At 55.3% G+C, this 22,767-nt stretch carries 23 protein-coding genes and 1 tRNA gene; 14 read left to right on the top strand and 10 right to left on the bottom strand.

The genetic code is table 11. The annotated features are described in order from the left end of the window. Positions 1–34 precede the first annotated feature (34 nt). Positions 35–781 carry a ferredoxin--NADP(+) reductase gene (gene fpr / locus MUU51_RS10285; protein WP_258967704.1) on the top strand — a complete coding sequence of 249 codons (747 nt, stop codon included), beginning with the start codon at positions 35–37 and terminating at the stop codon, positions 779–781. Here fpr and MUU51_RS10280 read toward each other — a convergent pair whose 3' ends face one another. Further along, positions 782–1,201, bottom strand: coding sequence for a DUF805 domain-containing protein (locus tag MUU51_RS10280; RefSeq protein WP_159769029.1), 420 nt, complete (start codon positions 1,199–1,201; stop codon positions 782–784). It lies immediately after the preceding gene. Positions 1,202–1,316: 115 nt separating this feature from the next. Here MUU51_RS10280 and MUU51_RS10275 point away from each other — a divergent pair, with 115 nt between their 5' ends. Together MUU51_RS10275 and tpiA are read left to right on the top strand one after the other, a co-directional pair. Next, positions 1,317–1,916 (top strand): DUF1454 family protein, encoded by a 600-nt coding sequence (locus MUU51_RS10275; RefSeq protein WP_159769026.1) that lies wholly within the window; start codon positions 1,317–1,319, stop codon positions 1,914–1,916. A gap of 109 nt (positions 1,917–2,025) precedes the next feature. Next, on the top strand, positions 2,026–2,793 hold the full coding sequence (tpiA, locus tag MUU51_RS10270) for a triose-phosphate isomerase (RefSeq protein WP_159769023.1): 768 nt from the start codon (positions 2,026–2,028) through the stop codon (positions 2,791–2,793). 72 nt (positions 2,794–2,865) lie between these two features. On the opposite strand, the gene MUU51_RS10265 is transcribed toward tpiA, so the two are convergent. The 3 genes from MUU51_RS10265 to zapB all read right to left on the bottom strand — a co-directional run bounded on the left by MUU51_RS10265 (position 2,866) and on the right by zapB (position 5,096). Beyond that, positions 2,866–3,621, bottom strand: coding sequence for a CDP-diacylglycerol diphosphatase (locus tag MUU51_RS10265; RefSeq protein ID WP_159769020.1), 756 nt, complete (start codon positions 3,619–3,621; stop codon positions 2,866–2,868). A gap of 93 nt (positions 3,622–3,714) precedes the next feature. Next, entirely contained in the window at positions 3,715–4,704 is a 990-nt protein-coding gene (locus tag MUU51_RS10260) for a sulfate ABC transporter substrate-binding protein (RefSeq protein ID WP_258967703.1), read from the bottom strand. Between the two features lie 146 nt (positions 4,705–4,850). Beyond that, positions 4,851–5,096 (bottom strand): septal ring assembly protein ZapB, encoded by a 246-nt coding sequence (gene zapB / locus MUU51_RS10255; protein WP_159756981.1) that lies wholly within the window; start codon positions 5,094–5,096, stop codon positions 4,851–4,853. Between the two features lie 421 nt (positions 5,097–5,517). Between zapB and MUU51_RS10250 the strand changes: the two genes are divergently transcribed. Together MUU51_RS10250 and glpK are read left to right on the top strand one after the other, a co-directional pair. Then, the gene (locus MUU51_RS10250; protein ID WP_159769014.1) at positions 5,518–6,366 is read left to right on the top strand and encodes an MIP/aquaporin family protein; all 849 of its coding nucleotides are present in this window, start codon (positions 5,518–5,520) and stop codon (positions 6,364–6,366) included. Between the two features lie 22 nt (positions 6,367–6,388). After that, complete coding sequence (gene glpK / locus MUU51_RS10245) at positions 6,389–7,894, top strand: glycerol kinase GlpK (protein WP_159769011.1); 1,506 nt, start codon at positions 6,389–6,391, stop codon at positions 7,892–7,894. 73 nt (positions 7,895–7,967) lie between these two features. On the opposite strand, the gene gltS is transcribed toward glpK, so the two are convergent. Beyond that, a complete protein-coding gene (gene gltS, locus MUU51_RS10240; protein WP_159756972.1) occupies positions 7,968–9,170 on the bottom strand; it encodes a sodium/glutamate symporter in 1,203 nt (400 codons plus the stop codon). A gap of 273 nt (positions 9,171–9,443) precedes the next feature. On the opposite strand from gltS, the gene MUU51_RS10235 reads away from it, so the two are divergent. The 3 genes from MUU51_RS10235 to nepI all read left to right on the top strand — a co-directional run bounded on the left by MUU51_RS10235 (position 9,444) and on the right by nepI (position 13,992). After that, on the top strand, positions 9,444–10,832 hold the full coding sequence (locus MUU51_RS10235; protein ID WP_159769008.1) for a nucleobase:cation symporter-2 family protein: 1,389 nt from the start codon (positions 9,444–9,446) through the stop codon (positions 10,830–10,832). Between the two features lie 120 nt (positions 10,833–10,952). Beyond that, the gene (locus tag MUU51_RS10230; RefSeq protein ID WP_159769005.1) at positions 10,953–12,695 is read left to right on the top strand and encodes an AsmA family protein; all 1,743 of its coding nucleotides are present in this window, start codon (positions 10,953–10,955) and stop codon (positions 12,693–12,695) included. Positions 12,696–12,810: 115 nt separating this feature from the next. Beyond that, positions 12,811–13,992, top strand: coding sequence for a purine ribonucleoside efflux pump NepI (nepI, locus tag MUU51_RS10225; protein WP_159769002.1), 1,182 nt, complete (start codon positions 12,811–12,813; stop codon positions 13,990–13,992). Positions 13,993–14,007: 15 nt separating this feature from the next. On the opposite strand, the gene MUU51_RS10220 is transcribed toward nepI, so the two are convergent. Together MUU51_RS10220 and MUU51_RS10215 are read right to left on the bottom strand one after the other, a co-directional pair. Next, positions 14,008–14,298 (bottom strand): YicS family protein, encoded by a 291-nt coding sequence (locus tag MUU51_RS10220; RefSeq protein WP_159768999.1) that lies wholly within the window; start codon positions 14,296–14,298, stop codon positions 14,008–14,010. Positions 14,299–14,440: 142 nt separating this feature from the next. Next, a complete protein-coding gene (locus MUU51_RS10215) occupies positions 14,441–15,343 on the bottom strand; it encodes an EamA family transporter (protein WP_258967702.1) in 903 nt (300 codons plus the stop codon). Positions 15,344–15,493: 150 nt separating this feature from the next. On the opposite strand from MUU51_RS10215, the gene MUU51_RS10210 reads away from it, so the two are divergent. Further along, the gene (locus tag MUU51_RS10210) at positions 15,494–15,910 is read left to right on the top strand and encodes a GNAT family N-acetyltransferase (protein ID WP_159768993.1); all 417 of its coding nucleotides are present in this window, start codon (positions 15,494–15,496) and stop codon (positions 15,908–15,910) included. Here the strand turns inward: MUU51_RS10210 and MUU51_RS10205 are convergent. Continuing rightward, positions 15,907–16,563 carry a TetR/AcrR family transcriptional regulator gene (locus MUU51_RS10205; protein WP_159768990.1) on the bottom strand — a complete coding sequence of 219 codons (657 nt, stop codon included), beginning with the start codon at positions 16,561–16,563 and terminating at the stop codon, positions 15,907–15,909. The genes MUU51_RS10210 and MUU51_RS10205 overlap by 4 nt on opposite strands. A gap of 80 nt (positions 16,564–16,643) precedes the next feature. On the opposite strand from MUU51_RS10205, the gene MUU51_RS10200 reads away from it, so the two are divergent. From MUU51_RS10200 to MUU51_RS10180, 5 genes are all read left to right on the top strand, one after another. Further along, the gene (locus tag MUU51_RS10200; RefSeq protein ID WP_258967701.1) at positions 16,644–18,158 is read left to right on the top strand and encodes an MDR family MFS transporter; all 1,515 of its coding nucleotides are present in this window, start codon (positions 16,644–16,646) and stop codon (positions 18,156–18,158) included. Positions 18,159–18,249: 91 nt separating this feature from the next. After that, on the top strand, positions 18,250–18,720 hold the full coding sequence (locus MUU51_RS10195; RefSeq protein WP_258967700.1) for a nuclear transport factor 2 family protein: 471 nt from the start codon (positions 18,250–18,252) through the stop codon (positions 18,718–18,720). A gap of 116 nt (positions 18,721–18,836) precedes the next feature. Further along, entirely contained in the window at positions 18,837–20,147 is a 1,311-nt protein-coding gene (locus MUU51_RS10190; RefSeq protein WP_258967699.1) for a serine hydrolase domain-containing protein, read from the top strand. 220 nt (positions 20,148–20,367) lie between these two features. Continuing rightward, positions 20,368–21,180: a lipoprotein NlpA gene (nlpA, locus tag MUU51_RS10185; RefSeq protein WP_159768978.1), complete on the top strand. Its 813-nt coding sequence runs from the start codon at positions 20,368–20,370 to the stop codon at positions 21,178–21,180. Between the two features lie 207 nt (positions 21,181–21,387). Then, on the top strand, positions 21,388–21,942 hold the full coding sequence (locus MUU51_RS10180) for an OmpH/Skp family outer membrane protein (RefSeq protein ID WP_258967698.1): 555 nt from the start codon (positions 21,388–21,390) through the stop codon (positions 21,940–21,942). Positions 21,943–22,028: 86 nt separating this feature from the next. Here the strand turns inward: MUU51_RS10180 and MUU51_RS10175 are convergent, their stop codons facing one another. Together MUU51_RS10175 and MUU51_RS10170 are read right to left on the bottom strand one after the other, a co-directional pair. Continuing rightward, the gene (locus tag MUU51_RS10175) at positions 22,029–22,463 is read right to left on the bottom strand and encodes a hypothetical protein (protein WP_258967697.1); all 435 of its coding nucleotides are present in this window, start codon (positions 22,461–22,463) and stop codon (positions 22,029–22,031) included. A 72-nt stretch (positions 22,464–22,535) separates the two neighbouring features. After that, a tRNA-Sec gene (locus tag MUU51_RS10170) sits at positions 22,536–22,630 on the bottom strand. Between the last annotated feature and the right edge of the window lie 137 nt (positions 22,631–22,767).

The raw sequence follows: 22,767 nt of genomic DNA, 5'->3' as shown, positions 1-22,767 counted from the left end.
AAGATAGGACTATCAACGTAGCGAGGAGAAGATAATGGCGGATTGGGTCACAGGTAAAGTTACCAAAGTCGAGAACTGGACAGATGCGTTGTTCAGCCTCACCGTTCATGCCCCTGTTCACCCCTTCACGGCCGGACAATTCACCAAGCTTGGGCTGGAAATTGACGGCGAGCGCGTCCAGCGCGCCTATTCCTATGTCAATGCGCCCAATAATCCTGACCTCGAGTTTTATCTGGTGACGGTACCAGAGGGCAAACTCAGCCCGCGTCTGGCGGCGCTCAAACCCGGTGATGAAGTGCAATTGGTCAGCGAAGCGGCAGGTTTCTTTGTGCTGGATGAAGTGCCGGACTGCGATACGCTGTGGATGCTGGCGACCGGCACGGCGCTCGGCCCGTATTTGTCGATTCTGCAGGAAGGGAAAAATCTGGAGCGCTTCAACAACCTGGTGCTGGTGCATGCGGTGCGCTATGCCCACGATTTAAGCTATTTGCCGTTGATGCTGGAACTGCAAAAACAATACGAAGGGAAACTCCGTATTCAAACCGTGGTGAGTCGCGAGGAAGTGTCAGGCTCGTTAACCGGACGCGTACCGGCGCTTATCGAAAGCGGAGCGCTGGAAGAGGCCGTGGGCCTGACGATGACCACCGAAAACAGCCATGTGATGCTGTGCGGAAACCCGCAGATGGTGCGTGATACCCAGCAGTTACTGAAAGATTCCCGGCAGATGACCAAACATTTGCGTCGCCGACCGGGCCATATGACTGCCGAACACTACTGGTAATCAGCGGTATTTAACGGCAATCGTTTCTTTTCCGAACTTATTTTCGCCCTGGGTCCCAACGAACGCGCCCAGGTCAATAAGCATCATCACCATAATCAGGGTCGGAATAAAGCGGCCCACGCCCCACTGCCAGACGCCCGGGAGCACCGCCCAGTTACCGGCGAGAAGCATCCACGCGAGGATCATCAACAGCGCCCAGATGCCTGATTTACCCCGGTCGTGCAGGCGTTTAACGGTCACTGCTGCCGTCGGCCAGAGCAGGCACACCAACGCAAATGCGGCGGTTTGCAGATTCAGTAAACCACTGCCCGCGAGGGTGAACAGCACAATCATCGCCAGCACCCAAAGACCTATCCAGATCCAAAAATCACGGCGTCCAATACGCCCATTAATCGAAAATAACCACTGCTGTAGGGTCATGGAAAATTCCTTATCATCGTCATGCCGCGTAGTTTACCCTGAAGTGGTCTCTTTTTGACAAGCGGGGCGGTTTACCGTTTTAATCATCCCCAGGAAAAAATCTTAGGTGGTGTACATGACGAAATGGCTGACTTTGTGTTTGATTGGGCTTACAGCAGTGACTGTCGGCCAAAAAGCGCTGTCGGCTGAAACGGGCGAATCCACCACCGCGCCTTACCTGCTCTCGGGTTCGCCGACGTTTGATCTGTCCATTAGCCAGTTTCGTGAGAAGTTTAACGCCGATAATCCGGCACTCGCGCTGAACGAATTCCACTCCATCACCACCAGCCGCGATCAGCTGACCCTCACTCGTGCCGCCAGCAAAATTAATGAAAATCTGTACGCCTCTACGGCACTTGAGCGCGGCACGCTAAAGATTAAATCGATGCAGATAACCTGGCTACCGATTCAGGGGCCGGAACAAAAAGCGGCCAAAGAGAAAGCGCTGGAATATATGGGCGCGGTTTTGCGCGTCTTCACTCCTGCGATTACCAAAGCGCAAAGCCGGCAAAAACTGCAGAAACTCCTTTCCGCCGGAAAGAACAAACGCTACTACACCAGCAGTGAAGGGGCGCTTCGCTATGTGGTCGCAGATAACGGCGAAAAGGGTCTGACCTTCGCTGTTGAACCGATTAAGCTGGCCCTGGCTGAGACGCTCGAAAGCAACAATAAATGACAAAAAGCAAAGCCTTTCCAGCGCCGAATCTCTATACTGTTTCACAGACCATGCTGCCCTGAGGGGTGGCCATCTTCCTTAATTCGCTTAAGTAGCGTGGAGAATTCAAATGCGACATCCTTTAGTGATGGGTAACTGGAAACTGAACGGCAGCCGCCACATGGTAAACGAGCTGGTTGCTAACCTGCGTACAGAGCTGAGTGGCGTAACCGGTTGTGGCGTTGCTATCGCGCCGCCGGAAATGTACCTCGACCTGGCCATTCGTGCCGCTGGTGGCAGCCACATCATCGTGGGCGCGCAGAACGTTGACCTGAACCTGTCCGGCGCATTCACTGGTGAAACCTCTGCGGAAATGCTGAAAGATATCGGTGCGAAATACATCATCATCGGTCACTCTGAGCGTCGTACTTACCACAAAGAATCTGACGAACTGATCGCCAAGAAATTCGCCGTGCTGAAAGAGCAGGGTCTGGTACCGGTTCTGTGCATCGGTGAAACCGAAGCAGAAAACGAAGCAGGCAAAACTGAAGAAGTTTGTGCACGTCAGATCGACGCAGTGCTGAAAACTCAGGGCGCAGCAGCATTCGAAGGTGTGGTTATCGCTTACGAACCAGTATGGGCAATTGGTACTGGCAAATCTGCAACTCCTGCGCAGGCTCAGGCAGTTCACAAATTCATCCGTGATCACATTGCTAAAGCAGACGCGAAAGTGGCTGAGCAAGTTATCATTCAGTACGGCGGTTCCGTAAACGCATCTAACGCTGCTGAACTGTTCACCCAGCCGGACATTGACGGCGCGCTGGTTGGCGGTGCCTCTCTGAAAGCTGACGCTTTCGCCGTTATCGTTAAAGCAGCTGAAGCCGCTAAACAGGCTTAATCGCTTCTTAGCGCTGAATATCAGGCCCGGTCGGCATCATCGTCACCGGGCTTTTTTATGGTTCATCACGCCTTACCGCAGGATGCCGCAACGGTGATCCTGGATTTCCTCCGCCGACGCCCGGTTTAGCGTAAGCAGATCGCGTTCAGTCGCCAGCAGGACAAATGTGCCGTCACTCTGCTGCACCATCGCCAGCGCAAATCGCCCCATATGGTCACCGGCTTCCGGTACTTCTTCAGCCAGCATCAGGAACGGGCTTTTCTGTGCCAGCTCCGTTTCTGTCACACGACGAGCCAGATATTGATGGTGGCGCAATCCACCAGGCAGCGGCAGCCAGCGAGAGCTAATCGACTCCATGCTGTTATTCAGCTGCTCGCGTACATCAGGCCGCAGGCAGGAAATATGGATATGAAAATGATTCTGCGTGCGCCCGGTACGCGAGTTTATAGTCAGCGACACGGCGGAATCCGGCACCGGCGAACCGTGACGAGCGCTCATTACCTGACGGTTTTGCCAGGCCTGCCAGAAAAAGTTGGGGGTGTGAGGATTCAGCAATAGCGGGCTTTCGGTGCCATTAATCCGGTACGTCGGCATCAACAGATATTGCAACGGGCCATTACGATCCTTGAATAACACATAGCCGCCCTTCAGGTTCACCGAAGCGCACGGGGCCGGAGACTGGCTCTCCTGTTGATGAGGCACGCACTGGTCGATAACGAAGTGGCGTAAGGCATCCGGATTGCCGGCATGCAGCCAGTACCAGCCGCCTGCGGCCGCACCGACCAGCACGATAACCCCTGTCAAAATCAGATATTTGATGCGCTTCATTTTTCGGTCCCTGTAAAAGCTCTGAAGCGAAAGGGTAGCGCAAAAAGATGACCAAAGAAAAACGACCCCGCAGGGCCGTTATGTTTAACGCCGTTAACGCTGACTGATTTGGTCAAACGTCCCGCCGTTGGAGAAGTGATCTTTCTGCGCTTTTGCCCAGCCGCCAAATTCCTGGTCGATGGTAAACAGTTTCAGTTTCGGGAACTCGGATTCGTATTTTTTCGCCACAGCCGGGTCACGTGGACGATAATAGTTTTTCGCCACGATATCCTGACCTTCCGGGGAATACAGGTACTTCAGATACGCTTCGGCAACCGGACGCGTTCCTTTCTTATCCACCACTTTGTCGACCACGGAAACGGTCGGCTCAGCCAGGATAGATTCGCTCGGGGTGACAATTTCGAACTTGTCTTTGCCCAGTTCGTTGGTCGCCAGCAGCGCTTCGTTTTCCCAGGCAATCAGCACGTCGCCGATCCCGCGTTCAACGAAGGTGTTGGTCGAGCCACGAGCACCGGAATCCAGCACCTCCACGTTCTTATACAGCGCTTTCACAAAGTCCTGAGCTTTGGCCTGGTCGTTGTTGTTGTGATGCAGAGCGTAGCCCCACGCCGCCAGATAGTTCCAGCGCGCGCCGCCGGAGCTTTTCGGGTTCGGCGTAATCACCGACAGGCCCGGCTTCACCAGGTCATTCCAGTCGTGAATTTGTTTCGGGTTGCCTTTGCGCACCAGGAACACGATGGTCGAGGTGTACGGCGCGGAGTTGTCCGGCAGACGTTTGATCCAATTTTTGTCGATACGACCGCGAGCAGCAATGGCATCCACGTCATAGGCCAACGCCAGGGTCGCCACATCGGCCTCAATACCGTTGATAATTGACGTCGCCTGCTTACCGGAACCGCCATGCGACTGACGAATCACCACGTTGTCGCCGGTTTGTTTTTTCCAGTAAGCGCTGAATGCTTTGTTGTAGTTGTCGTACAGCTCGCGTGTTGGATCGTACGATACGTTCAGAAGCTGAATATCTTTTGCCAGAACGCCAGCAGATGCCAGCAGAAGCGTTAACCCGAGGCCTAATTTGTTCATCGACCGCTCTCATTTGTGGTGGTGTGATGAGCGTAGCCTGCCAGAAACAGAACCGATGATTAAAGAATAAAAAAAGATTGGCTATAACGTGAGGATATAAAGCAGGGAAAGCAAAACACCCTTCCGAAGAAGGGTGCTGGGGGAATTTAGACTTCTTCCATGCGGCCCAGGAGCGCCTGCAGACGCTCCTGCCAACCATGCTGCTGTTCTTTCAGTTGGTTGTTTTCACGCTCCAGATCTTCACGACCGTTCTGCGCGTTATGCACTTCCTGCGACAGTGCATTGTTCTTCTCTTTCAGCTCTTCAATTTCCATCTGCAGCAGAGTGATAGTATCAATCGCCTGCTGTACTTTGGATTCCAGTTTCTCAAACACTTCTAATGACATCGTCATACCTCTCCTGAATTTGCAAGGCGTTGAACTCGTCCCGGAACCCCGGCGACGCCTTATCGTAAGTAAGCGCACTGCTATGCATCCGATTGTATGGAGCGCCGCTCTCCCTGTCCAGCGCAAGGGCGCTCAGATCGTGGTTTGCAACACTTTTCAGGCTATACCTGGAGCGTTCGCCGCATATACCTTTAAATTGTTAATCCATTCGTTAAATAAATGATTCTTGCATCAGGTTGACAAGGGTCATAACGCGCATTTTTTCGCGCGCAAACGCTCATTTTATTGACGCAGCACACAGATTTTGATTTCGATATTTCTCGTTTTTGTTCGTTAACGATAAATTAACACTATGCCTACATGGCAACGTGGTCGTCTTCGACCTCCATGTTCACAATAACCATCAATGAATCTTCAGGATCCAATCATGAGCCAAACATCAACCTTAAAAGGCCAGTGCATTGCCGAGTTTCTCGGTACCGGGTTGTTGATCTTCTTCGGTGTTGGATGCGTCGCCGCGCTTAAAGTTGCAGGCGCGAGCTTCGGTCAGTGGGAAATCAGTATTATCTGGGGTTTGGGTGTGGCGATGGCCATTTACCTGACCGCGGGTGTTTCCGGCGCACATCTCAATCCGGCGGTGACCATTGCTCTCTGGCTGTTTGCTTGTTTCGACGGGCGTAAAGTTGTCCCCTTTATCTTTTCTCAATTTGCCGGCGCGTTTTGCGCAGCGGCGTTAGTTTACGGGCTTTATTACAATCTTTTCTACGACTTCGAACACACGCACAATATGGTGCGCGGCAGTGTCGAAAGTCTTGAGCTGGCAGGTATTTTCTCGACTTACCCGAACCCACATATCAATTTTGTGCAGGCCTTCGCGGTAGAAATGGTTATTACCGCTATCCTGATGGGTCTGATTCTTGCGCTCACGGATGACGGTAACGGCGTTCCACGTGGCCCGCTGGCCCCGCTGCTGATCGGCCTTCTGATCGCGATTATCGGCGCATCAATGGGACCTCTGACCGGCTTTGCGATGAATCCGGCGCGTGACCTCGGTCCAAAAACCTTCGCCTGGCTTGCAGGCTGGGGTGAAATGGCCTTTACCGGCGGCAAAGACATTCCGTATTTCGTGGTGCCGCTGCTCGCACCGATCGTCGGCGCATCGCTGGGCGCATTCGGCTATCGTAAGCTGATTGGCCGCAATTTACCGTGCGACGTCTGCGAGGTGGAAGAGAACGAAACCACCGCCAGCACCACGCAACACAAAGCTTCGCTGTAATCTGACTACGGGACTTAGCATTATGACTGACAAAAAATACATCGTTGCACTCGACCAGGGTACAACCAGCTCCCGCGCCGTTGTCATGGATCACGACGCCAATATCGTCAGCGTTTCGCAGCGCGAATTCGAACAAATTTATCCAAAGCCTGGCTGGGTTGAGCACGACCCGATGGAAATCTGGGCTTCCCAAAGTTCCACCCTGATTGAAGTGCTGGCGAAAGCCGACATCAGTTCCGATGAAGTGGCGGCTATCGGCATCACTAACCAGCGTGAAACCGCCATCGTCTGGGATAAAGAAACCGGTAAGCCGATTTACAACGCCATCGTCTGGCAGTGCCGTCGTACGGCGGATATCTGCGAGCAGCTCAAACGTGACGGCATGGAAGACTACGTGCGCAGCACAACCGGGCTGGTGATTGACCCGTACTTCTCCGGCACCAAAGTGAAGTGGATCCTCGACCACGTGGAAGGCGCGCGCGAGCGGGCTAAACGTGGCGAACTGCTGTTCGGTACCGTTGACACCTGGCTTATCTGGCGTATGACTCAGGGTCGTGTACACGTAACCGACTACACCAACGCCTCGCGCACCATGCTGTTCAATATTCACGAACTGGACTGGGACGACAAAATGCTTGAGGCGCTGGATATCCCGCGCGCGATGCTGCCAGAAGTGCGTAAATCATCCGAAGTGTACGGCCAGACCAACATCGGCGGTAAAGGCGGCACGCGTATTCCAATCGCCGGGATCGCTGGTGACCAGCAGGCGGCACTGTTCGGCCAGCTTTGCGTCAAAGAAGGGATGGCGAAAAACACCTATGGCACCGGCTGCTTTATGCTGATGAATACTGGTGAAACCGCCGTCAAATCAGAACACGGCCTGCTGACCACCATCGCTTGTGGCCCGAAAGGCGAAGTGAATTACGCCCTGGAAGGCGCGGTATTCATGGCGGGCGCCTCCATTCAGTGGCTGCGCGACGAAATGAAGCTGATTAACGATGCTTTCGATTCCGAATATTTTGCGACCAAGGTGAACGACACCAACGGCGTATACGTGGTTCCGGCATTTACCGGCCTCGGTGCGCCATACTGGGACCCGTATGCCCGTGGCGCAATATTCGGTCTGACGCGCGGCGTGAACTCGAATCACATTATTCGCGCCACGCTCGAATCCATTGCCTATCAGACTCGCGACGTGCTGGAAGCGATGCAGGCCGACTCCGGTATTCGTCTGCACGCCCTGCGTGTGGATGGCGGTGCAGTTGCCAACAATTTCCTGATGCAGTTCCAGTCAGACATTCTCGGCACGCGCGTTGAGCGTCCGGAAGTGCGTGAAGTCACGGCGCTCGGCGCAGCGTATCTCGCTGGCCTGGCGGTGGGCTTCTGGCAGAATCTGGACGAACTGAAGGAAAAAGCAGTAATCGAACGTGAATTCCGTCCGGGGATTGAAACCACCGAACGTAACTACCGTTACAGCGGCTGGCAGAAAGCGGTGAAACGCGCGATGGCGTGGGAAGATCACGATTAAGCTTAACCGTTAAGCCATAAAAAAGGCCGGGGATTATCCCCCGGCCTTTTTGTTTCTGCCCGATGGCACATCGCTATGCAAACATAGGCAGCAACAGATACAGCTTGATCACCAACGCATTCACGATATCAATAAAGAATGCGCCGACCATTGGCACCACCAGGAATGCCATGTGCGACGGTCCGAAACGTTCGGTGATGGCCTGCATATTGGCAATCGCCGTTGGCGTCGCCCCCAGACCAAATCCACAATGACCCGCCGCCAGCACTGCTGCGTCGTAGTTTTTGCCCATCATGCGATAGGTTACGAACACCGCGTACAGCGCCATCGCTACGGTTTGCACCGCCAGAATTGCCAGCATTGGCAGCGCCAGAGAGGCCAGCTCCCACAGCCTCAGGCTCATCAGCGCCATTGCCAGGAACAGCGACAGTGACACGTTCCCGAGCACCGATACCGCGCGTTCAAACACGCGATAGAAGCCCAGCACCGCCAGACCATTGCTGAGGATAACCCCGACAAACAGCACGCAGACGAAGGTCGGCAGCTCAAACGTGGTGCCCACCAGCAATTGCGCAACGATTTTCCCGACGGTAAGACAGATAGCAATCAGCGCAATGGTTTCAATCAGCACTAAAGACGTGATCATGCGACCCACTTCTGGCTTTTCGAACGCCGTTGGCACTTCCAGATCGTCCGGTTTACCGTCCGGCGTAGAGGAGTGTTTCACCAGGTAACGCGCCACCGGGCCGCCAATCAGGCCACCCAGCACCAGACCAAAGGTCGCACAGGCCATCGCCACTTCGGTGGCATTGGCGAAACCATAACGTTCGACGAACAGCTTACTCCAGGCCGCACCGGTGCCATGACCACCGGAAAGCGTAATCGAACCGGCCAACAGGCCCATCAGCGGGTCCAGCCCCAGCATTTTCGCCATACCAATCCCGATGGCGTTCTGCATCAGCAGCAGCCCTACCACCACAATCAGGAACGTGCCGACCACTTTGCCGCCGGTGCGCAGGCTCGCAAGATTGGCGTTCAGGCCAATGGTGGCAAAGAAGGCCATCATCAGCGGGTCTTTCAGGCTCATATCGAAATCGATTTCCCAGCCCATGCTCTTTTTCAGCACCAGCAGTGCCAGCGCAGCCAGCAGACCACCTGCGACGGGTTCAGGGATTGTGTATTTCTTGAAGAGGGGGACGGTATGGACAAGTTTGCGTCCTAACAGCAACACCAGCGTTGCCGCAACAAGCGTCGATAGCGTATCGAGATGAAACATAGAAGCTCCTTGTTAGCGCATAATCCAATTTTAGCGACGTGAATACCTGTAGTGAATGTTCTCATCGTTATTAGCAGGAGCCGGATTTTACGCAAAACACAGTGAAAAATGACAGAGAAAAATGTCAGGAGCGGTGAAATTTGCGACAAAACGTGCAAAAACAGCATAAAAAACTGAGTAGTTATGCTTCCTTAATATATTGGAAGCAACCGTTTGCTTTTGCCTGGCAGTCCGCTAAAATCCCCCCTTTTCCACCACGGGATCGCCTCTGAAATGTCAGTGAACACTCTCGAAGCTGAAAATGCGCAACCGATTGCGCAATCTCAGAACAGTGAACTAATCTACCGCCTCGAAGACCGCCCACCGCTCGCGCAGACCCTGTTCGCCGCTTTCCAGCACCTGCTGGCGATGTTCGTCGCGGTGATAACCCCGGCCCTGCTGATTTGCCAGGCGCTCGGTTTACCGGCAGAAGATACGCAACACATTATCAGTATGTCGCTGTTTGCTTCAGGTGTCGCATCCGTCATTCAAATAAAAGCGTGGGGACCGGTTGGCTCCGGACTGCTGTCGATTCAGGGCACCAGCTTTAACTTCGTGGCCCCGTTAATTATGGGCGGTACAGCGCTGAAAACCGGCGGCGCGGATGTTCCAACGATGATGGCGGCGCTGTTTGGCACGTTGATGCTGGCAAGCTTTACCGAAATGGCGCTGTCCCGTGTCCTGCACCTGGCGCGCCGCGTAATTACGCCGCTGGTTTCCGGCGTGGTGGTAATGATTATTGGCCTGTCGTTGATTCAGGTTGGCCTGACTTCCATTGGCGGGGGCTACGCCGCAATGGCCGACCACACTTTCGGCGCACCGAAAAACCTGCTGCTGGCGGGTATCGTGCTGGCGATCATTATTGTTCTTAACCGCCAGCGTAACCCGTACCTGCGCATTGCCTCGCTGGTGATCGCGATGGCGGCCGGTTACGCCGCAGCCTGGTTTATGGGTATGCTGCCTGAAACCGCACCGACCAACAGCCCGGTGATTATGGTTCCGACCCCACTCTATTACGGGCTCGGCATCGACTGGAACCTGCTGCTGCCGCTGATGCTGGTGTTCATGATCACCTCTCTGGAAACCATCGGCGACATTACGGCAACGTCTGACGTCTCCGAACAACCGGTCTCCGGCCCGATCTATATGAAACGCCTGAAAGGCGGCGTGCTGGCGAACGGCCTGAACTCCTGCGTATCAGCGATTTTCAACACCTTCCCGAACTCCTGCTTTGGGCAGAACAACGGTGTTATCCAGCTGACTGGCGTCGCTAGCCGCTACGTCGGTTTTGTGGTGGCGCTGATGCTTATCGTGCTCGGCCTGTTCCCTGCGGTGAGCGGTTTCGTACAGCATATTCCTGAGCCGGTTCTCGGCGGCGCGACGCTGGTGATGTTCGGTACCATCGCGGCTTCCGGGGTGCGTATTGTCTCTCGCGAACCGCTGAACCGCCGCGCGATCCTGATTATCGCCCTGTCTTTAGCCGTCGGGCTCGGCGTTTCCCAGCAGCCGATGATCCTGCAATTTGCGCCTGACTGGCTGAAGAACTTACTCTCATCCGGTATCGCCGCAGGCGGCATTACCGCGATTGTTCTGAATCTGGTTTTCCCGCCCGAAAAGAGCTGATCCCCGTCACGGCGGCCTCTTCTGGGGCTGCCGTGAAACCTTATTAAACGAATCCGTCCTTGAGGATTGCGCACAAATCGTGCATAACTCCTTTATGTGCCCTTCACTGGATGGAAGACGATGAAATTTATCGGGAAGCTGTTGCTCTGGCTGCTTATTGCGCTGCTGTTGGTCGTGCTGGTGTTTTACTTTTTGCTGCAAACGCGCTGGGGCGCGCGCGAAGTCAGCGGCTGGATTTCCAGTAATTCGCAATACCACATCGTTTTCGACGCGATGGACCATCGTTTTTCCTCGCCGTCTCACATCCTGCTTAAAAATGTCACTTTTGGTCGCGATGGAAAACCCGCCACGCTGGTTGCCAAAACGGTTGATATTGGCCTGAGTAGTCGTCAGCTCACCGACCCGCTGCACGCCGACACCATTACGTTGCAGGACGGTACCCTGAACCTGTCGCCGTCCGCCGCGCCGTTCCCGTTCGAAGCCGATACGTTGCAACTCAGCAATATGGCGTTGAACAGCCCGGAAACCAACTGGGATCTCAGCGCCCAGCGCGTGACCGGCGGCGTGTCGCCGTGGCTGCCGGAAGCGGGCAACGTGCTCGGGAAGCAGGCGCAAATTCAGATGAGCGCGGGCTCGATGACCCTCAATGACCTTCCTGCGACCAACGTCCTGGTGCAGGGCAATATCGATAACGGCGTGGTGACGCTTAGCACTCTGGGTGCTGATATCGCGCGTGGCTCGCTGACCGGTAACGCCAAACGTAACGCCGACGGCAGCTGGCTGGTCGATAGCCTGCGCCTGACCGACATCCGTATGCAGAGCGACAAATCGCTGACCGATTTCTTCGCGCCGCTAACCACCGTGCCGTCACTGACCATCGGCTCACTGGAAATGACCGACGCGCGCCTGCAAGGCCCGGACTGGGCGATTGCCGATCTGGACCTCAGCCTGCGCGATCTCACCTTAAGAAACGGCGGCTGGAATAGTGACGGCGGGCGTCTGTCGATGAACGCCGACGAATTTATTTATGGCTCGCTGCACCTAATCGACCCTATTTTTAACGCCGCGTTTTCGCCGCAGGGCGTGGCGCTGCGCCAGTTTACCTCGCGCTGGGAAGGCGGAATGGTGCGCACATCCGGCAACTGGTTACGCAACGGCAACGCGCTGGTGCTCGACGACACTGCCATCGCAGGACTGGAATACACACTGCCGGAAAACTGGAAAAAGCTTTGGATGGACCCGCTGCCTGTCTGGCTGCAAAGCGTGACCCTGAGTAAATTCACCGCCAGTCGTAACCTGGTTATCGACATCGACCCGGCGTTCCCGTGGCAAATCACGTCGCTGGACGGCTACGGCGATAACCTGCAGGTGGCGAAAAACGGCAGCTGGGGCGTGTGGCGCGGTAACGCGGCGCTGAATGCGGCGGCCGCGACCTTTAATCGCGTGGACGTGCGTCGTCCTTCTTTGAAGCTGGCGGCGAATGGGTCGACGGTGAATATCACTGAACTGAGCGCGTTTACAGAGAAAGGGATAATTGAAGCAAGCGGGGCGGTGTCTCAGCAGCCACAGCGCCAGACAGCTATCAACCTGAACGGACGCGGCGTGCCGCTGGATATTCTTCAACAGTGGGGCTGGCCGGTATTGCCGATTGGCGGCGACGGTAATCTTCAGCTGCGTGCCAGCGGCAGCGTGCAGGCTAACGCGCCGTTAAAACCGACGGTCAACGCCCAGCTGCATGCGGTAAATATGTCAAAACAGGAAGTGACACAGACGATGAGCAATGGCGAAGTGAGCACGGCGCAGCCAGTGGTGCCAGCGCCAACGGAAGCTGCACCCACGCCTGTTTCACCTCCGGCGCAGTAATTTCACCCTCTCCCTCAAGGAAGAGGGAACGCTGCTATAGTTGCCAAAACGTTAAATACGTCACAAACAAAATGTTACACTGCGCAACTTTCCCACCCAATATGCGCAGGTTCCCATGAGCGAATATACTGAAAATCTTTCCCGCAGTGAGACGTTAATGCGTCCAAACTGGTCTGCGGTTTTTGCCGTGGCGTTTTGCGTTGCCTGCCTGATTACCGTTGAATTTCTACCGGTTAGCCTGCTGACGCCGATGGCTCATGAGCTCGGAATTACCGAAGGCGTCGCCGGGCAATCGGTAACAACCACCGCGTTCGTGGCGATGTTCGCCAGCCTGTTTGTCACCCACGTGATTGGCCGCACCGACCGCCGCTACATTGTCATCCTGTTCTCCGTACTCCTGACGCTCTCCTGCCTGCTGGTGTCTTTTGCCTCTAGCTTTAGCCTGTTACTGCTTGGCCGTGCCTGTCTGGGTCTGGCGCTCGGCGGCTTCTGGGCGATGTCTGCGTCGCTCACTATGCGTCTGGTACCCGCGCGACTGGTACCGAAAGCGTTATCGGTGATTTTTGGCGCGGTCTCCATCGCGCTGGTGATTGCTGCCCCGCTCGGCAGCTTTTTAGGCGGCATTATCGGCTGGCGTAACGTCTTTAACGGCGCGGCGATAATGGGCCTGCTGTGCGTGGTGTGGGTCTGGAAGGCGCTGCCTTCGCTGCCGGGTGAAACCGGACAGAAGGCAAATATGTTCGGGCTATTAAAACGCCCTGGTGTGATGGCGGGTATGACAGCGATTTTCATGGCATTTGCCGGGCAGTTCGCGTTCTTTACCTACATTCGTCCGGTATTTATGTCCCTCGCGGGCTTTGATGTCGATGGCCTGACGCTGGTGCTGCTGAGCTTCGGGATTGCCAGTTTCGTTGGCACCTCGCTGTCAGCGGTGATCCTCAAGCGTTCGGTGAAAATGGCCCTGGCCTGCGCGCCATTAATCCTCGCACTTAGCGCCGCGGTGCTTATCCTGTGGGGAAGTGAGAAAGTCGTGGCCGCGTCGGTGGCGGTTATCTGGGGCTTTGCCTTTGCGCTGGTGCCGGTCGGCTGGTCAACGTGGATCACCCGCTCGCTGTCTGACCAGGCCGAAAAAGCCGGTTCCATTCAGGTGGCGGTGATTCAGCTGGCCAACACCTGTGGTGCTGCCGTGGGCGGCGTGGCACTGGACCATTTCGGTCTGCTGTCTCCGCTGATGTTATCCGGCACGCTGATGCTGTTTACCGCGCTGCTGGTCGCGACAAAAGTACGAATGAAGTAATCCTGCTTGCCCGGATCACATGTCCGGGCACTGAATCTGCCCGATGGCATCCCAGTAGTTCTTCTGGTTATTACGCTCAAGCGCCAGCGTCGCGTCGCGCACGTGGCGCTTGTTGTCTTCGGACGCGAGTATCTTGTTGCCGAACGCGTCATCGCTCATCTTCGCATCTGGGGTACAGGTTTTTTTGACGTCTTTCATCACCTGCAGCTTTTGCTGCTCAAACTGCAACCCTTGCATCGGCGAGCTGGCATAGGCGGCGGGGACGCTCAGACAGGCCAGTAAACTGAGAATTGGCACAGCTTTCATCGTAGATACCTTCTGTTGCAAAATTCATTACCTTTAACTATATGTTCAGGCCGCTGATTGCGCAAACCTGGTGACCAGAAAATATTATTAAATCAGTCAATTATGGATTTTATCGCGCAAAAGAATGATTGACAGCTCAGCATTATCCCAGCCGAGCGTGACGGCGTGAATCGAGCGAAATCAGCACCACCGAGGAGAGGATGAGCAGCGTGCCCAGCCAGTCCGGCAACGCAAAGCTGACGCCCAACAGCAGCACCGATAACAGCGCGCTACTCAGTGGTTCGGCGCAGCTCAGAATGCTGGCCTTCGGGCCGCCAATCATCTGCGCACCCTTCAGATACAGGCTGAACGTCAGCGATGTGCCGATCACCACCAGATAGAAAAACGCCAGCAGCAGATTGCCGCTGATCACGAAATGTAGCCCTTCGCCAGCATAGAACGGCAACAAAAAGGCGCCGCCCAACAACATGCTCCAGCCAACGATCGGCAGCGTGCCGTAGCGCGCAATCAGCGTAGACGGATAAGTGGTATAGAACGCGGCGGCGAAGGCCGAGGCAATTCCCCAGAACACTGCCGCAGGCGAGACAGAAAGCGACGTCGGGCTACCGTGTGTGACCAGCAAAAAGGTGCCTAGCAGTGAGGTCAGAATGGCGGCAAACACCAGCGCCCCGGGCCGCGATTTGCGCACAATGGCAAACCACGCCACGATGATGGTCGGCGATAAAAATTGAAGGACAGTCGCCGTAGCGGCGTTCGATTTTTCGATGGTCATCAGGAAGGTGAGCTGCACCGTTAGCGCGCCCACCAGCGAAAACAGCAGCAGACTCAACGCGTCTTTGCGGTTCTTCAGAATGCGGAAAATGTTATCGCCATGCACGAAGGCCAGCATCAGCAGAATGAATCCTGCAAACAGCAGGCGCACCATAGTTAAAAACTGCGACGACATCTGGCTCTGCTCCATGATGTACTGCGCGCATACGCCGGAACTTCCCCACAGCACGGCGGCTATCAGTACGTTCAGCATTCCTTTCTTGGTCGAGCCCATCTTTTCCTCAACAACCTGATTTCGTTGCCCGGGATGATAGCACAGGGCAAAAAGCAGGCCGACGTGGTCCCCTGTTTTTAGTGATTGAGAAGTTTGTTACCAGACCCAATAATGAGACGGGTTTATGTGAACAAAACGCGGAGACAGGTTATGCACATCGAGGTGACGGAAAAGGTTACTCAGCAGGATCAGGAAGCGTTATTTACCGGTTTACGCGCATACAACAGCCAGTTTATTGATACCAGCAACTGGTTCGAACTGGGCGTCTATGCCCGGGATGAAGACGGCAAAATGCTCGGCGGGCTGATCGGCAAACGAAAAGGCGACTGGCTGTGCATCGACTATCTGTGGGTCAGTGACGCCGCGCGCGGCAAAGGGCTCGGTAGTGAACTGATTCGTGGAGCCGAAAACCGCATCCGCGAATGGGGCTGCAGCCATATGTTGGTGGATACCGCCAGCTTCCAGGCGCTGCCGTTCTATCAGAAATGCGGGTTTACTTTGCATAACACTATCAATGACTTCCCTCATCAGGGAATGCAGCGCCACTACCTGACAAAAGCCCTTTAACCACCAATCCCCTGGTCCATTATCGCCAGCGCGTGACGCACGATAACGTCGGGGGATACGGCTTTCATCCGCTCGTCGGTTCGCAGACGAGAAAACGGCACCAGCACCAGGCTTATCAGCGTCGTTATCAGCAACTCCGGCGCGAGTTCACGGTTGAGCTTGCCCGTTTCCTGCCATTGAGCCACGGTGCTCAACAGCTTATGGTGTTTATCTTCGCCGAAACGCGCCTGCATGTGCTGACGCAGGACCGGCATTTCGCCAATCATCTCCTGCATCCACAACGGCGCAAACCACGCGTGTTGTTCCGCCAGCTCTGCCAGCACCCGCACCATGATGGTTAGGGCTATAACCGGGTCGTCAGAATGCTCCACAAACGCGCTGCTGATGCGGTTGCGCAGCGGCATAAAACGCTCCTCAAGGATCTGATCGATAAGCGCCTCGCGGGAGGTGAAATAGTAATGCAGCATCGCCGGGGTCACGCCGGCTTCTTTGGCGATGGCGTTGAGCGACACCCGGGCGATCCCCTGCCGCGCAAACAGCGTCAGCGCGATATCCATTAGCTGCTCGCGATTGTCGGCTCCGGCCTGCTTTCCACGTGGACGCCCCGGGCGGCGCGGTTTCTCGGAATTATCTTTGCCATTCTGTGCTTTCATTTGCGGGCTGTCCCTTGACCTGAACCATAACTTACATAAATATTAATTAGGTATTTAATTAATTTCAAGTGAGCTTGTTTATGGCGTCTCAAAAGACGACTCAATCGCAGCACGTTCCAGCCACCGGCGTGAAGTCCATCCGCCTGTTATTCAGCGCGCTGTTACTGGTGATGCTGCTGTCAGCGCTGGATCAGACCATCGTCTCGACGGCGTTGCCCACCATTGTGGGCGAACTCGGCGGCCTCGATAAGCTGTCGTGGGTGGTCACCGCCTATATTCTGACGTCCACTATCGTGGTACCGCTGTACGGCAAATTTGGCGACCTGTTTGGGCGCAAGCGGGTGCTGCAAATCGCCATCGTTCTGTTCCTCGTCGGCTCCGCGCTGTGCGGCCTGGCGCAGAACATGACACAGCTGGTGCTGATGCGCGCCCTGCAAGGTCTGGGCGGCGGCGGTTTGATGGTCATCAGCATGGCGGCGGTGGCGGACGTTATCCCTCCTGCCGACCGTGGACGCTATCAGGGCCTGTTCGGCGGGGTCTTTGGCCTTGCAACAGTGATTGGTCCGCTGATCGGCGGCTTCATCGTACAGCACACCTCGTGGCGCTGGATTTTCTACATCAACCTGCCGCTGGGGGTGTTCGCCCTGCTGGTGATCGGCACGGTATTCCACAGCACTAACAAGCGCAGCGAGCATCAGATTGACTGGCTCGGCGCGCTGTATCTCAGCATGGCGCTGCTGTGCATCACGCTGTTCACCACCGAAGGTGGCACCGTGCGCGAATGGAGTGACCCGCAACTGTGGTGCATTCTGGCGTTTGGCCTGGTGGGTATTGCCGGGTTTATCTATGAGGAGCGCCTGGCGTTCGAGCCGATAATTCCGCTGTCGCTGTTCCGCGACCGCAGCTTCCTGTTGTGCAGCCTGATTGGCTTTATCATCGGGATGTCGCTGTTTGGCTCGGTGACCTTCTTGCCGCTCTATTTGCAGGTGGTGAAAAGTGCGACACCAACCGAGGCCGGGCTACAGCTGATCCCGCTGATGGGCGGCCTTCTGGTGACCTCGATTATCAGCGGACGCTTAATCAGCCGCACCGGTAAATACCGCCTGTTCCCCATCGCCGGGACGCTGCTCGGTTTCATCGGGATGCTGCTGCTGACGCGGATCACCATCGATTCGCCAACCTGGCATCTGTATCTGTTTACCGGCGTGCTGGGCATGGGCCTCGGCCTGGTCATGCAGGTGCTGGTACTGGCGGTGCAGAACTCGGTAGCACCGAATCTGTACGGCGTGGCGACGTCCGGCGTAACGCTGTTCCGCTCGATAGGCGGCTCAATTGGCGTGGCGCTGTTTGGCGCGGTCTTTACCCACGTGCTGCAATCGAATCTCACTCGTTTGCTGCCCGAGGGCGCGGAAATCCCTCGCGGGATGAACCCGGTGGCCGTTCACCACTTGCCGGTGGCCGTACGCACCGATTATCTCGATGCCTTCGGGGCCGCCATTCACGCGGCCTTCATGATGGCGGCGTGCATTATGGTGCTGGCGTTTGCGCTGTCATGGTTACTGAAAGAATCACCGCTGAAAAAATCTCACCATTGAGTCGATGTTCACCGGGAAGACAAAACTTCCCGGTTTCGTTCAGATGAATATGTGCCAGGATGTGGAGAACCCGATCCCGCAGGAGTGAATGATGAGTGAACAACGTCCCCCGCTACCCCCGTTTACCCTGGAAAGCGCCATCCATAAAGTGCGTTCCGCCGAAGATGGCTGGAACAGTCGCAATCCGGATAAAGTTGCGCTGGCCTACACCCCTGACAGCAGCTGGCGTAACCGCAGCGAGTTTATCGACGGGCGCGATGCCATCGTCACCTTCCTCGACAACAAGTGGCGCAAAGAGCAGGAATATCGGCTGATCAAGGAGTTGTGGGCCTATACCGACAACCGCATCGCCGTGCGTTTCGCCTACGAATGGCACGACGAGAACGGCACATGGTTCCGCTCCTACGGCAATGAAAACTGGGAATTCGACGACAACGGCCTGATGAGCAAACGCTTCGCCTGCATCAACGACCTGCCGATCAACGAAGAAGATCGCCTGTTTCACTGGCCCCAGGGTCGACGTCCGGACGATCATCCGGGCCTCAGCGCATTGGGCCTGTAACCTCGCGTTCAGTCATAGCGGGGGTTTTTCCCCCGCACACTGACTGCACCTGCCGACAACTCTCGCCTAAAGTAGTGCCTGACATCTCATAATTCTAAAGGATGAAAGGTACGATTATGCGCAAGATGAACACTTCTCTCTGTCTCCTCGCACTTTGCCTCGGCGTTTCGCTGCAGGCCGGTGCTGCTCAGGCCGCGAACGACTGTGGCGTACCGCAACTGACCACCTGCCCGGCTCCGGTTGATGCCAAACTGCCTGACGTGAAAGACATGCTCACCTGGAACCAGCCGCAGCGTGTAATCGGCTTTCGTAACGACTATCGCTCCTACGCCGGAGATGTCTTCAAAGCAGGACACGCGCAGCCAATTCCGGTGATGACGCGTTCATTGAGCGATGCGACCTACCAGTATCAGGGCCAGCGCTACGGTTTACAGGATTACATCAAGCGCAACGACGTGACCGGAATGATGGTCATCAAGGACGGTAAAATCGCCTACCAGTATTACAGCCACGGCAACACGCCAACCACGCTGTGGACCTCGCGATCGGTCGGGAAGTCAGTGGTGTCGACGCTGGTCGGGATCGCAGTGAAAGAGGGCAAAATCGCCTCGCTGGATGATGAAATCGTCAAGTACAACCCCGACGTAAAAGGCACAGCCTGGGAGCACGTCACGGTACGCCAGCTGATGCAGCACACTTCCGGCGTGACGTGGAATGAGGACTACACCAATCCACAGTCTGACTTTGCGAAGCTCACCCAGTGTGAAGCCAACAAAGACACTTACGCCTGTGTGAATGCGCTGGTGAAAGACCCGAAACGTACCACTTACGCCAAACCGGGCGCGGCCTGGTCTTACTCGTCAGGCGGTGCGTGGCTACTTGGCGATACGCTCGAGAAAGCGACCGGCAAATCCCTGGCACAGAACTTACAGGAAAAAATCTGGCAGCCGTACGGCATGGTGCATGACGGCGTGTGGCACAGCTATCAACCGGGCAAACACGACGTTGGCGCACACGGTTTCAACGCCACGTTGGAGGACTGGGGTAAATTCGGCCTGTTTATCATGAACAACGGCGTGCTGCCGGACGGCACGAAAACGCTGCCGGACAACTGGGTGAAAGATGCCCGAACCTGGAATACCGCGGAGAAATCCGTATCGACGGCGCATCCGGACGGCATGTACGGCTACCAGTGGTGGAACAACAGCGTGCCGGTAAACGCTCAAGATGTCAGCCCGAAAGAGGGCCTGTCGAGCCAGGATACAATGTGGGCGCTGGGCATTTTTGGTCAGATTATCGTGGTCAATCCGCAGCAAAAACTGGTGATCGTTCAGTGGTCAGCGTGGCCGAAAGCCGAACCTTCATTCAGCGCTCAACCGCTGGAAGCGTCGCTGATGTATAACGCGATTGCGAATACGCTGAACTAACCTGCAGGCCCGGTCAGCGTAGCGCCACCGGGCGTCACCCCTCACTGCCCGGCGGCGCGCTGGACTGCCGGGCCTACAGGATCAGGCCCTATAGACCCGCTTTATCACCTTTTCGTCTTGCTCATTCCTTTTCGTTTTTATCCTCGCTTCGCCAAACTCGTTATAGTCATTTTTATTCGGAACACATTGTTTTAACGACTGTTTAAAAAGGAACTCTGGCGTGAAACTGACTCTTCCTCATCTCGGCGCCTTGCTGCTGACCGGCTTACTTCTGGCGGGCTGTGATCAAAAAAGCGATACCAGCAAACACATAAAAGTGGGCGTGATTAACGGCGCGGAACAAGACGTGGCCGAAGTGGCGAAGAAAGTCGCCAAAGAAAAATATGGCCTCGATGTGGAGCTGGTTGGGTTTAGCGGCTCGCTGCTGCCAAACGATGCCACCAATGCCGGAGAACTCGATGCCAACGTATTCCAGCATCGTCCGTTCCTGGAGCAAGACAACAAAGCGCACAACTTCCACTTAGTGGCCGTCGGCAATACCTTCGTTTTCCCGATGGCCGGTTATTCCCGCAAAATTAAGTCTGTTTCCGAACTGAAAGACGGCGCGACCATCGCGATTCCAAACGATCCGACCAATCTCGGGCGCGCGTTATTGCTGATGCAAAAAGAGAAACTGATTACCCTCAAACCGGGTAAAGGCCTGCTGCCGACCTCACTCGATATCAGCGACAACCCGCATAAGCTCAACATTATGGAGCTGGAAGGGGCGCAACTGCCACGCGTGCTCGACGACCCGAAGGTCGACGTGGCGATCATCAGCACCACCTATCTGCAACAGACCGGTCTGTCACCGGTGCATGACGGCGTGTTTATCGAAGATAAAAACTCGCCGTATGTGAACATCATTGTCACTCGCAAAGATAACAAAGACGCGGAGAACGTGAAGGAATTTATGCAGTCGTATCAGTCACCGGAAGTGGCAAAAGCGGCAGAGAAAATCTTTAACGGCGGGGCCGTACCTGGCTGGGATTGAGTGAGTCACCGGTAGCGAAATGGGCCAGCGGGATGCTGGCCCGATTTATTTTATTCGCGCTCATTCGCCAAATATCCGCCGAAGGAAGAAATAAGAAAATGACAAGGAAACCAATGGCGCTCGCATGCTGTCTACTGACGACATGAAAGCAAATGCCTAATGAACACCGCCCACCGCCAGAGCGGAAGGCAATAAAAGGACCTAATGATGCAAAAGAAAACCGCAATACTGGCGCTTGCCACAACTCTCGCCTTTGGCGGATTAGCGGGCTGCGACCAGAAAAATGCTTCCACACCTGAAATTGGCGTCGTGGATATAGGCAAAGTTCTGAAGGACTCGGCCATCGGGAAACAGGAAATTGAGCATGGCAAACAGGTTCAGGCCGTGCTTATCAAGGCCAACGATGAAGCGAAGCAAGGTTATGCCGCCCTGTCAGCGGACGAACAGAAAAAGGCGAGTAACGCCGATGCGCAAGTCCTGAATCACCAGTGGATGGCAGAACAAAAAGCCGCGCGTCAGGCCAGCCTGGCAGCCATTGTAAAAGCCGTGGATACCTACCGGCAGGAAAAAAAGCTGGCGCTGATTGTTGATAATCAGAATGTCATTTCCAGCGATGCAAAATTAGATGTCACTGCAGACATCATCACCCGTCTTGAAAAAACACAGGTGACCTACGGTGATTTGCCCACTATCACGGTGAAAAAACCAGAAGCCGCAGAGTCGGAAACGCCAGCAGAGCACGCGCCGAACGAGAACAAATAATCTCCAGCATCTGGCTGGCGAAACGGGGCCCATGTTTCATCCATGAGCCACCCCAAACGCCAGCCCCTTCCTCAAAATATTCGTCGTTATGAACACATATAGCGGTACGGCCCTGGCGGGCATCGGCGCAGATACGTTTGAATATAGTGATTCTTAAACGAATACATCGCACCCGAAAACGGATCGACAATCAGCCAGCCAGGGACGCCGAGGAAAATGAGATTTCCGAACAGATACCAGGGAGTGAGATTCGTGCTCAGCGGCACGATGGACGTGTTGTAGCCATCCTCCGCGAGCGTCAGCGTGTAATTGATTTTGCCAAAATAACTGCCATCCGCTTTCTTCAGCGTAACGGTTTGCGGCGTAATCCCACTGGCGACAATCTGGCCGTCGCTGTCTGAAATAGCAAAGCGAACGTGATCGGGCACGCTATTGATGCGCACCTGTTCTTCATTGTCTCCGACAATAGTGGCGCAGCCTGCAAGCAGTAACGGTAAAAGCAATACGAGTAATTTTTTCATCCTGGCGCTCCATCGGTTAATACAATGAACAGCGACCCAGGCGGGGGAAAACTTAAACGGCGGTGAGAGAACTGGCGGAAGATCACAGGAGTCGAACCTGCCCGGGGCCGCTGGCGGTCCCATCTGGATTTGAAGTCCAGCCGCCTCACCGGAGACGACGACCTTCCGCGCCTCGATTGCTACATGGAGGCGGTGCGCATTATAGCTACTTTCAGGCAGTTACCCCACTCTTTGATCTAATTATTTCCTGATATCTGCGCAGCAAACCACCAAAACCCCAATAAAACCCTACTAAATCAGCCAG

The organism is Scandinavium manionii (assembly GCF_024764775.1).
GTDB lineage: Bacteria > Pseudomonadota > Gammaproteobacteria > Enterobacterales > Enterobacteriaceae > Scandinavium > Scandinavium manionii.
This window is presented reverse-complemented; position numbering and strand designations above follow the sequence as displayed.

Coding starts and splice junctions, on each gene's coding strand:
- MUU51_RS10205 (WP_159768990.1), bottom strand. CDS start 16,563: ATGAAAGCACAGAATGGCAAAGATAATTCCGAGAAACCGCGCCGCCCG.
- MUU51_RS10195 (WP_258967700.1), top strand. CDS start 18,250: ATGAGTGAACAACGTCCCCCGCTACCCCCGTTTACCCTGGAAAGCGCC.
- MUU51_RS10260 (WP_258967703.1), bottom strand. CDS start 4,704: ATGAACAAATTAGGCCTCGGGTTAACGCTTCTGCTGGCATCTGCTGGC.
- tpiA (WP_159769023.1), top strand. CDS start 2,026: ATGCGACATCCTTTAGTGATGGGTAACTGGAAACTGAACGGCAGCCGC.
- nepI (WP_159769002.1), top strand. CDS start 12,811: ATGAGCGAATATACTGAAAATCTTTCCCGCAGTGAGACGTTAATGCGT.
- fpr (WP_258967704.1), top strand. CDS start 35: ATGGCGGATTGGGTCACAGGTAAAGTTACCAAAGTCGAGAACTGGACA.
- MUU51_RS10280 (WP_159769029.1), bottom strand. CDS start 1,201: ATGACCCTACAGCAGTGGTTATTTTCGATTAATGGGCGTATTGGACGC.
- zapB (WP_159756981.1), bottom strand. CDS start 5,096: ATGACGATGTCATTAGAAGTGTTTGAGAAACTGGAATCCAAAGTACAG.
- MUU51_RS10220 (WP_159768999.1), bottom strand. CDS start 14,298: ATGAAAGCTGTGCCAATTCTCAGTTTACTGGCCTGTCTGAGCGTCCCC.
- MUU51_RS10200 (WP_258967701.1), top strand. CDS start 16,644: ATGGCGTCTCAAAAGACGACTCAATCGCAGCACGTTCCAGCCACCGGC.
- glpK (WP_159769011.1), top strand. CDS start 6,389: ATGACTGACAAAAAATACATCGTTGCACTCGACCAGGGTACAACCAGC.
- MUU51_RS10175 (WP_258967697.1), bottom strand. CDS start 22,463: ATGAAAAAATTACTCGTATTGCTTTTACCGTTACTGCTTGCAGGCTGC.
- MUU51_RS10265 (WP_159769020.1), bottom strand. CDS start 3,621: ATGAAGCGCATCAAATATCTGATTTTGACAGGGGTTATCGTGCTGGTC.
- MUU51_RS10230 (WP_159769005.1), top strand. CDS start 10,953: ATGAAATTTATCGGGAAGCTGTTGCTCTGGCTGCTTATTGCGCTGCTG.
- MUU51_RS10215 (WP_258967702.1), bottom strand. CDS start 15,343: ATGGGCTCGACCAAGAAAGGAATGCTGAACGTACTGATAGCCGCCGTG.
- MUU51_RS10180 (WP_258967698.1), top strand. CDS start 21,388: ATGCAAAAGAAAACCGCAATACTGGCGCTTGCCACAACTCTCGCCTTT.
- MUU51_RS10235 (WP_159769008.1), top strand. CDS start 9,444: ATGTCAGTGAACACTCTCGAAGCTGAAAATGCGCAACCGATTGCGCAA.
- MUU51_RS10190 (WP_258967699.1), top strand. CDS start 18,837: ATGCGCAAGATGAACACTTCTCTCTGTCTCCTCGCACTTTGCCTCGGC.
- gltS (WP_159756972.1), bottom strand. CDS start 9,170: ATGTTTCATCTCGATACGCTATCGACGCTTGTTGCGGCAACGCTGGTG.
- MUU51_RS10250 (WP_159769014.1), top strand. CDS start 5,518: ATGAGCCAAACATCAACCTTAAAAGGCCAGTGCATTGCCGAGTTTCTC.
- MUU51_RS10275 (WP_159769026.1), top strand. CDS start 1,317: ATGACGAAATGGCTGACTTTGTGTTTGATTGGGCTTACAGCAGTGACT.
- MUU51_RS10210 (WP_159768993.1), top strand. CDS start 15,494: ATGCACATCGAGGTGACGGAAAAGGTTACTCAGCAGGATCAGGAAGCG.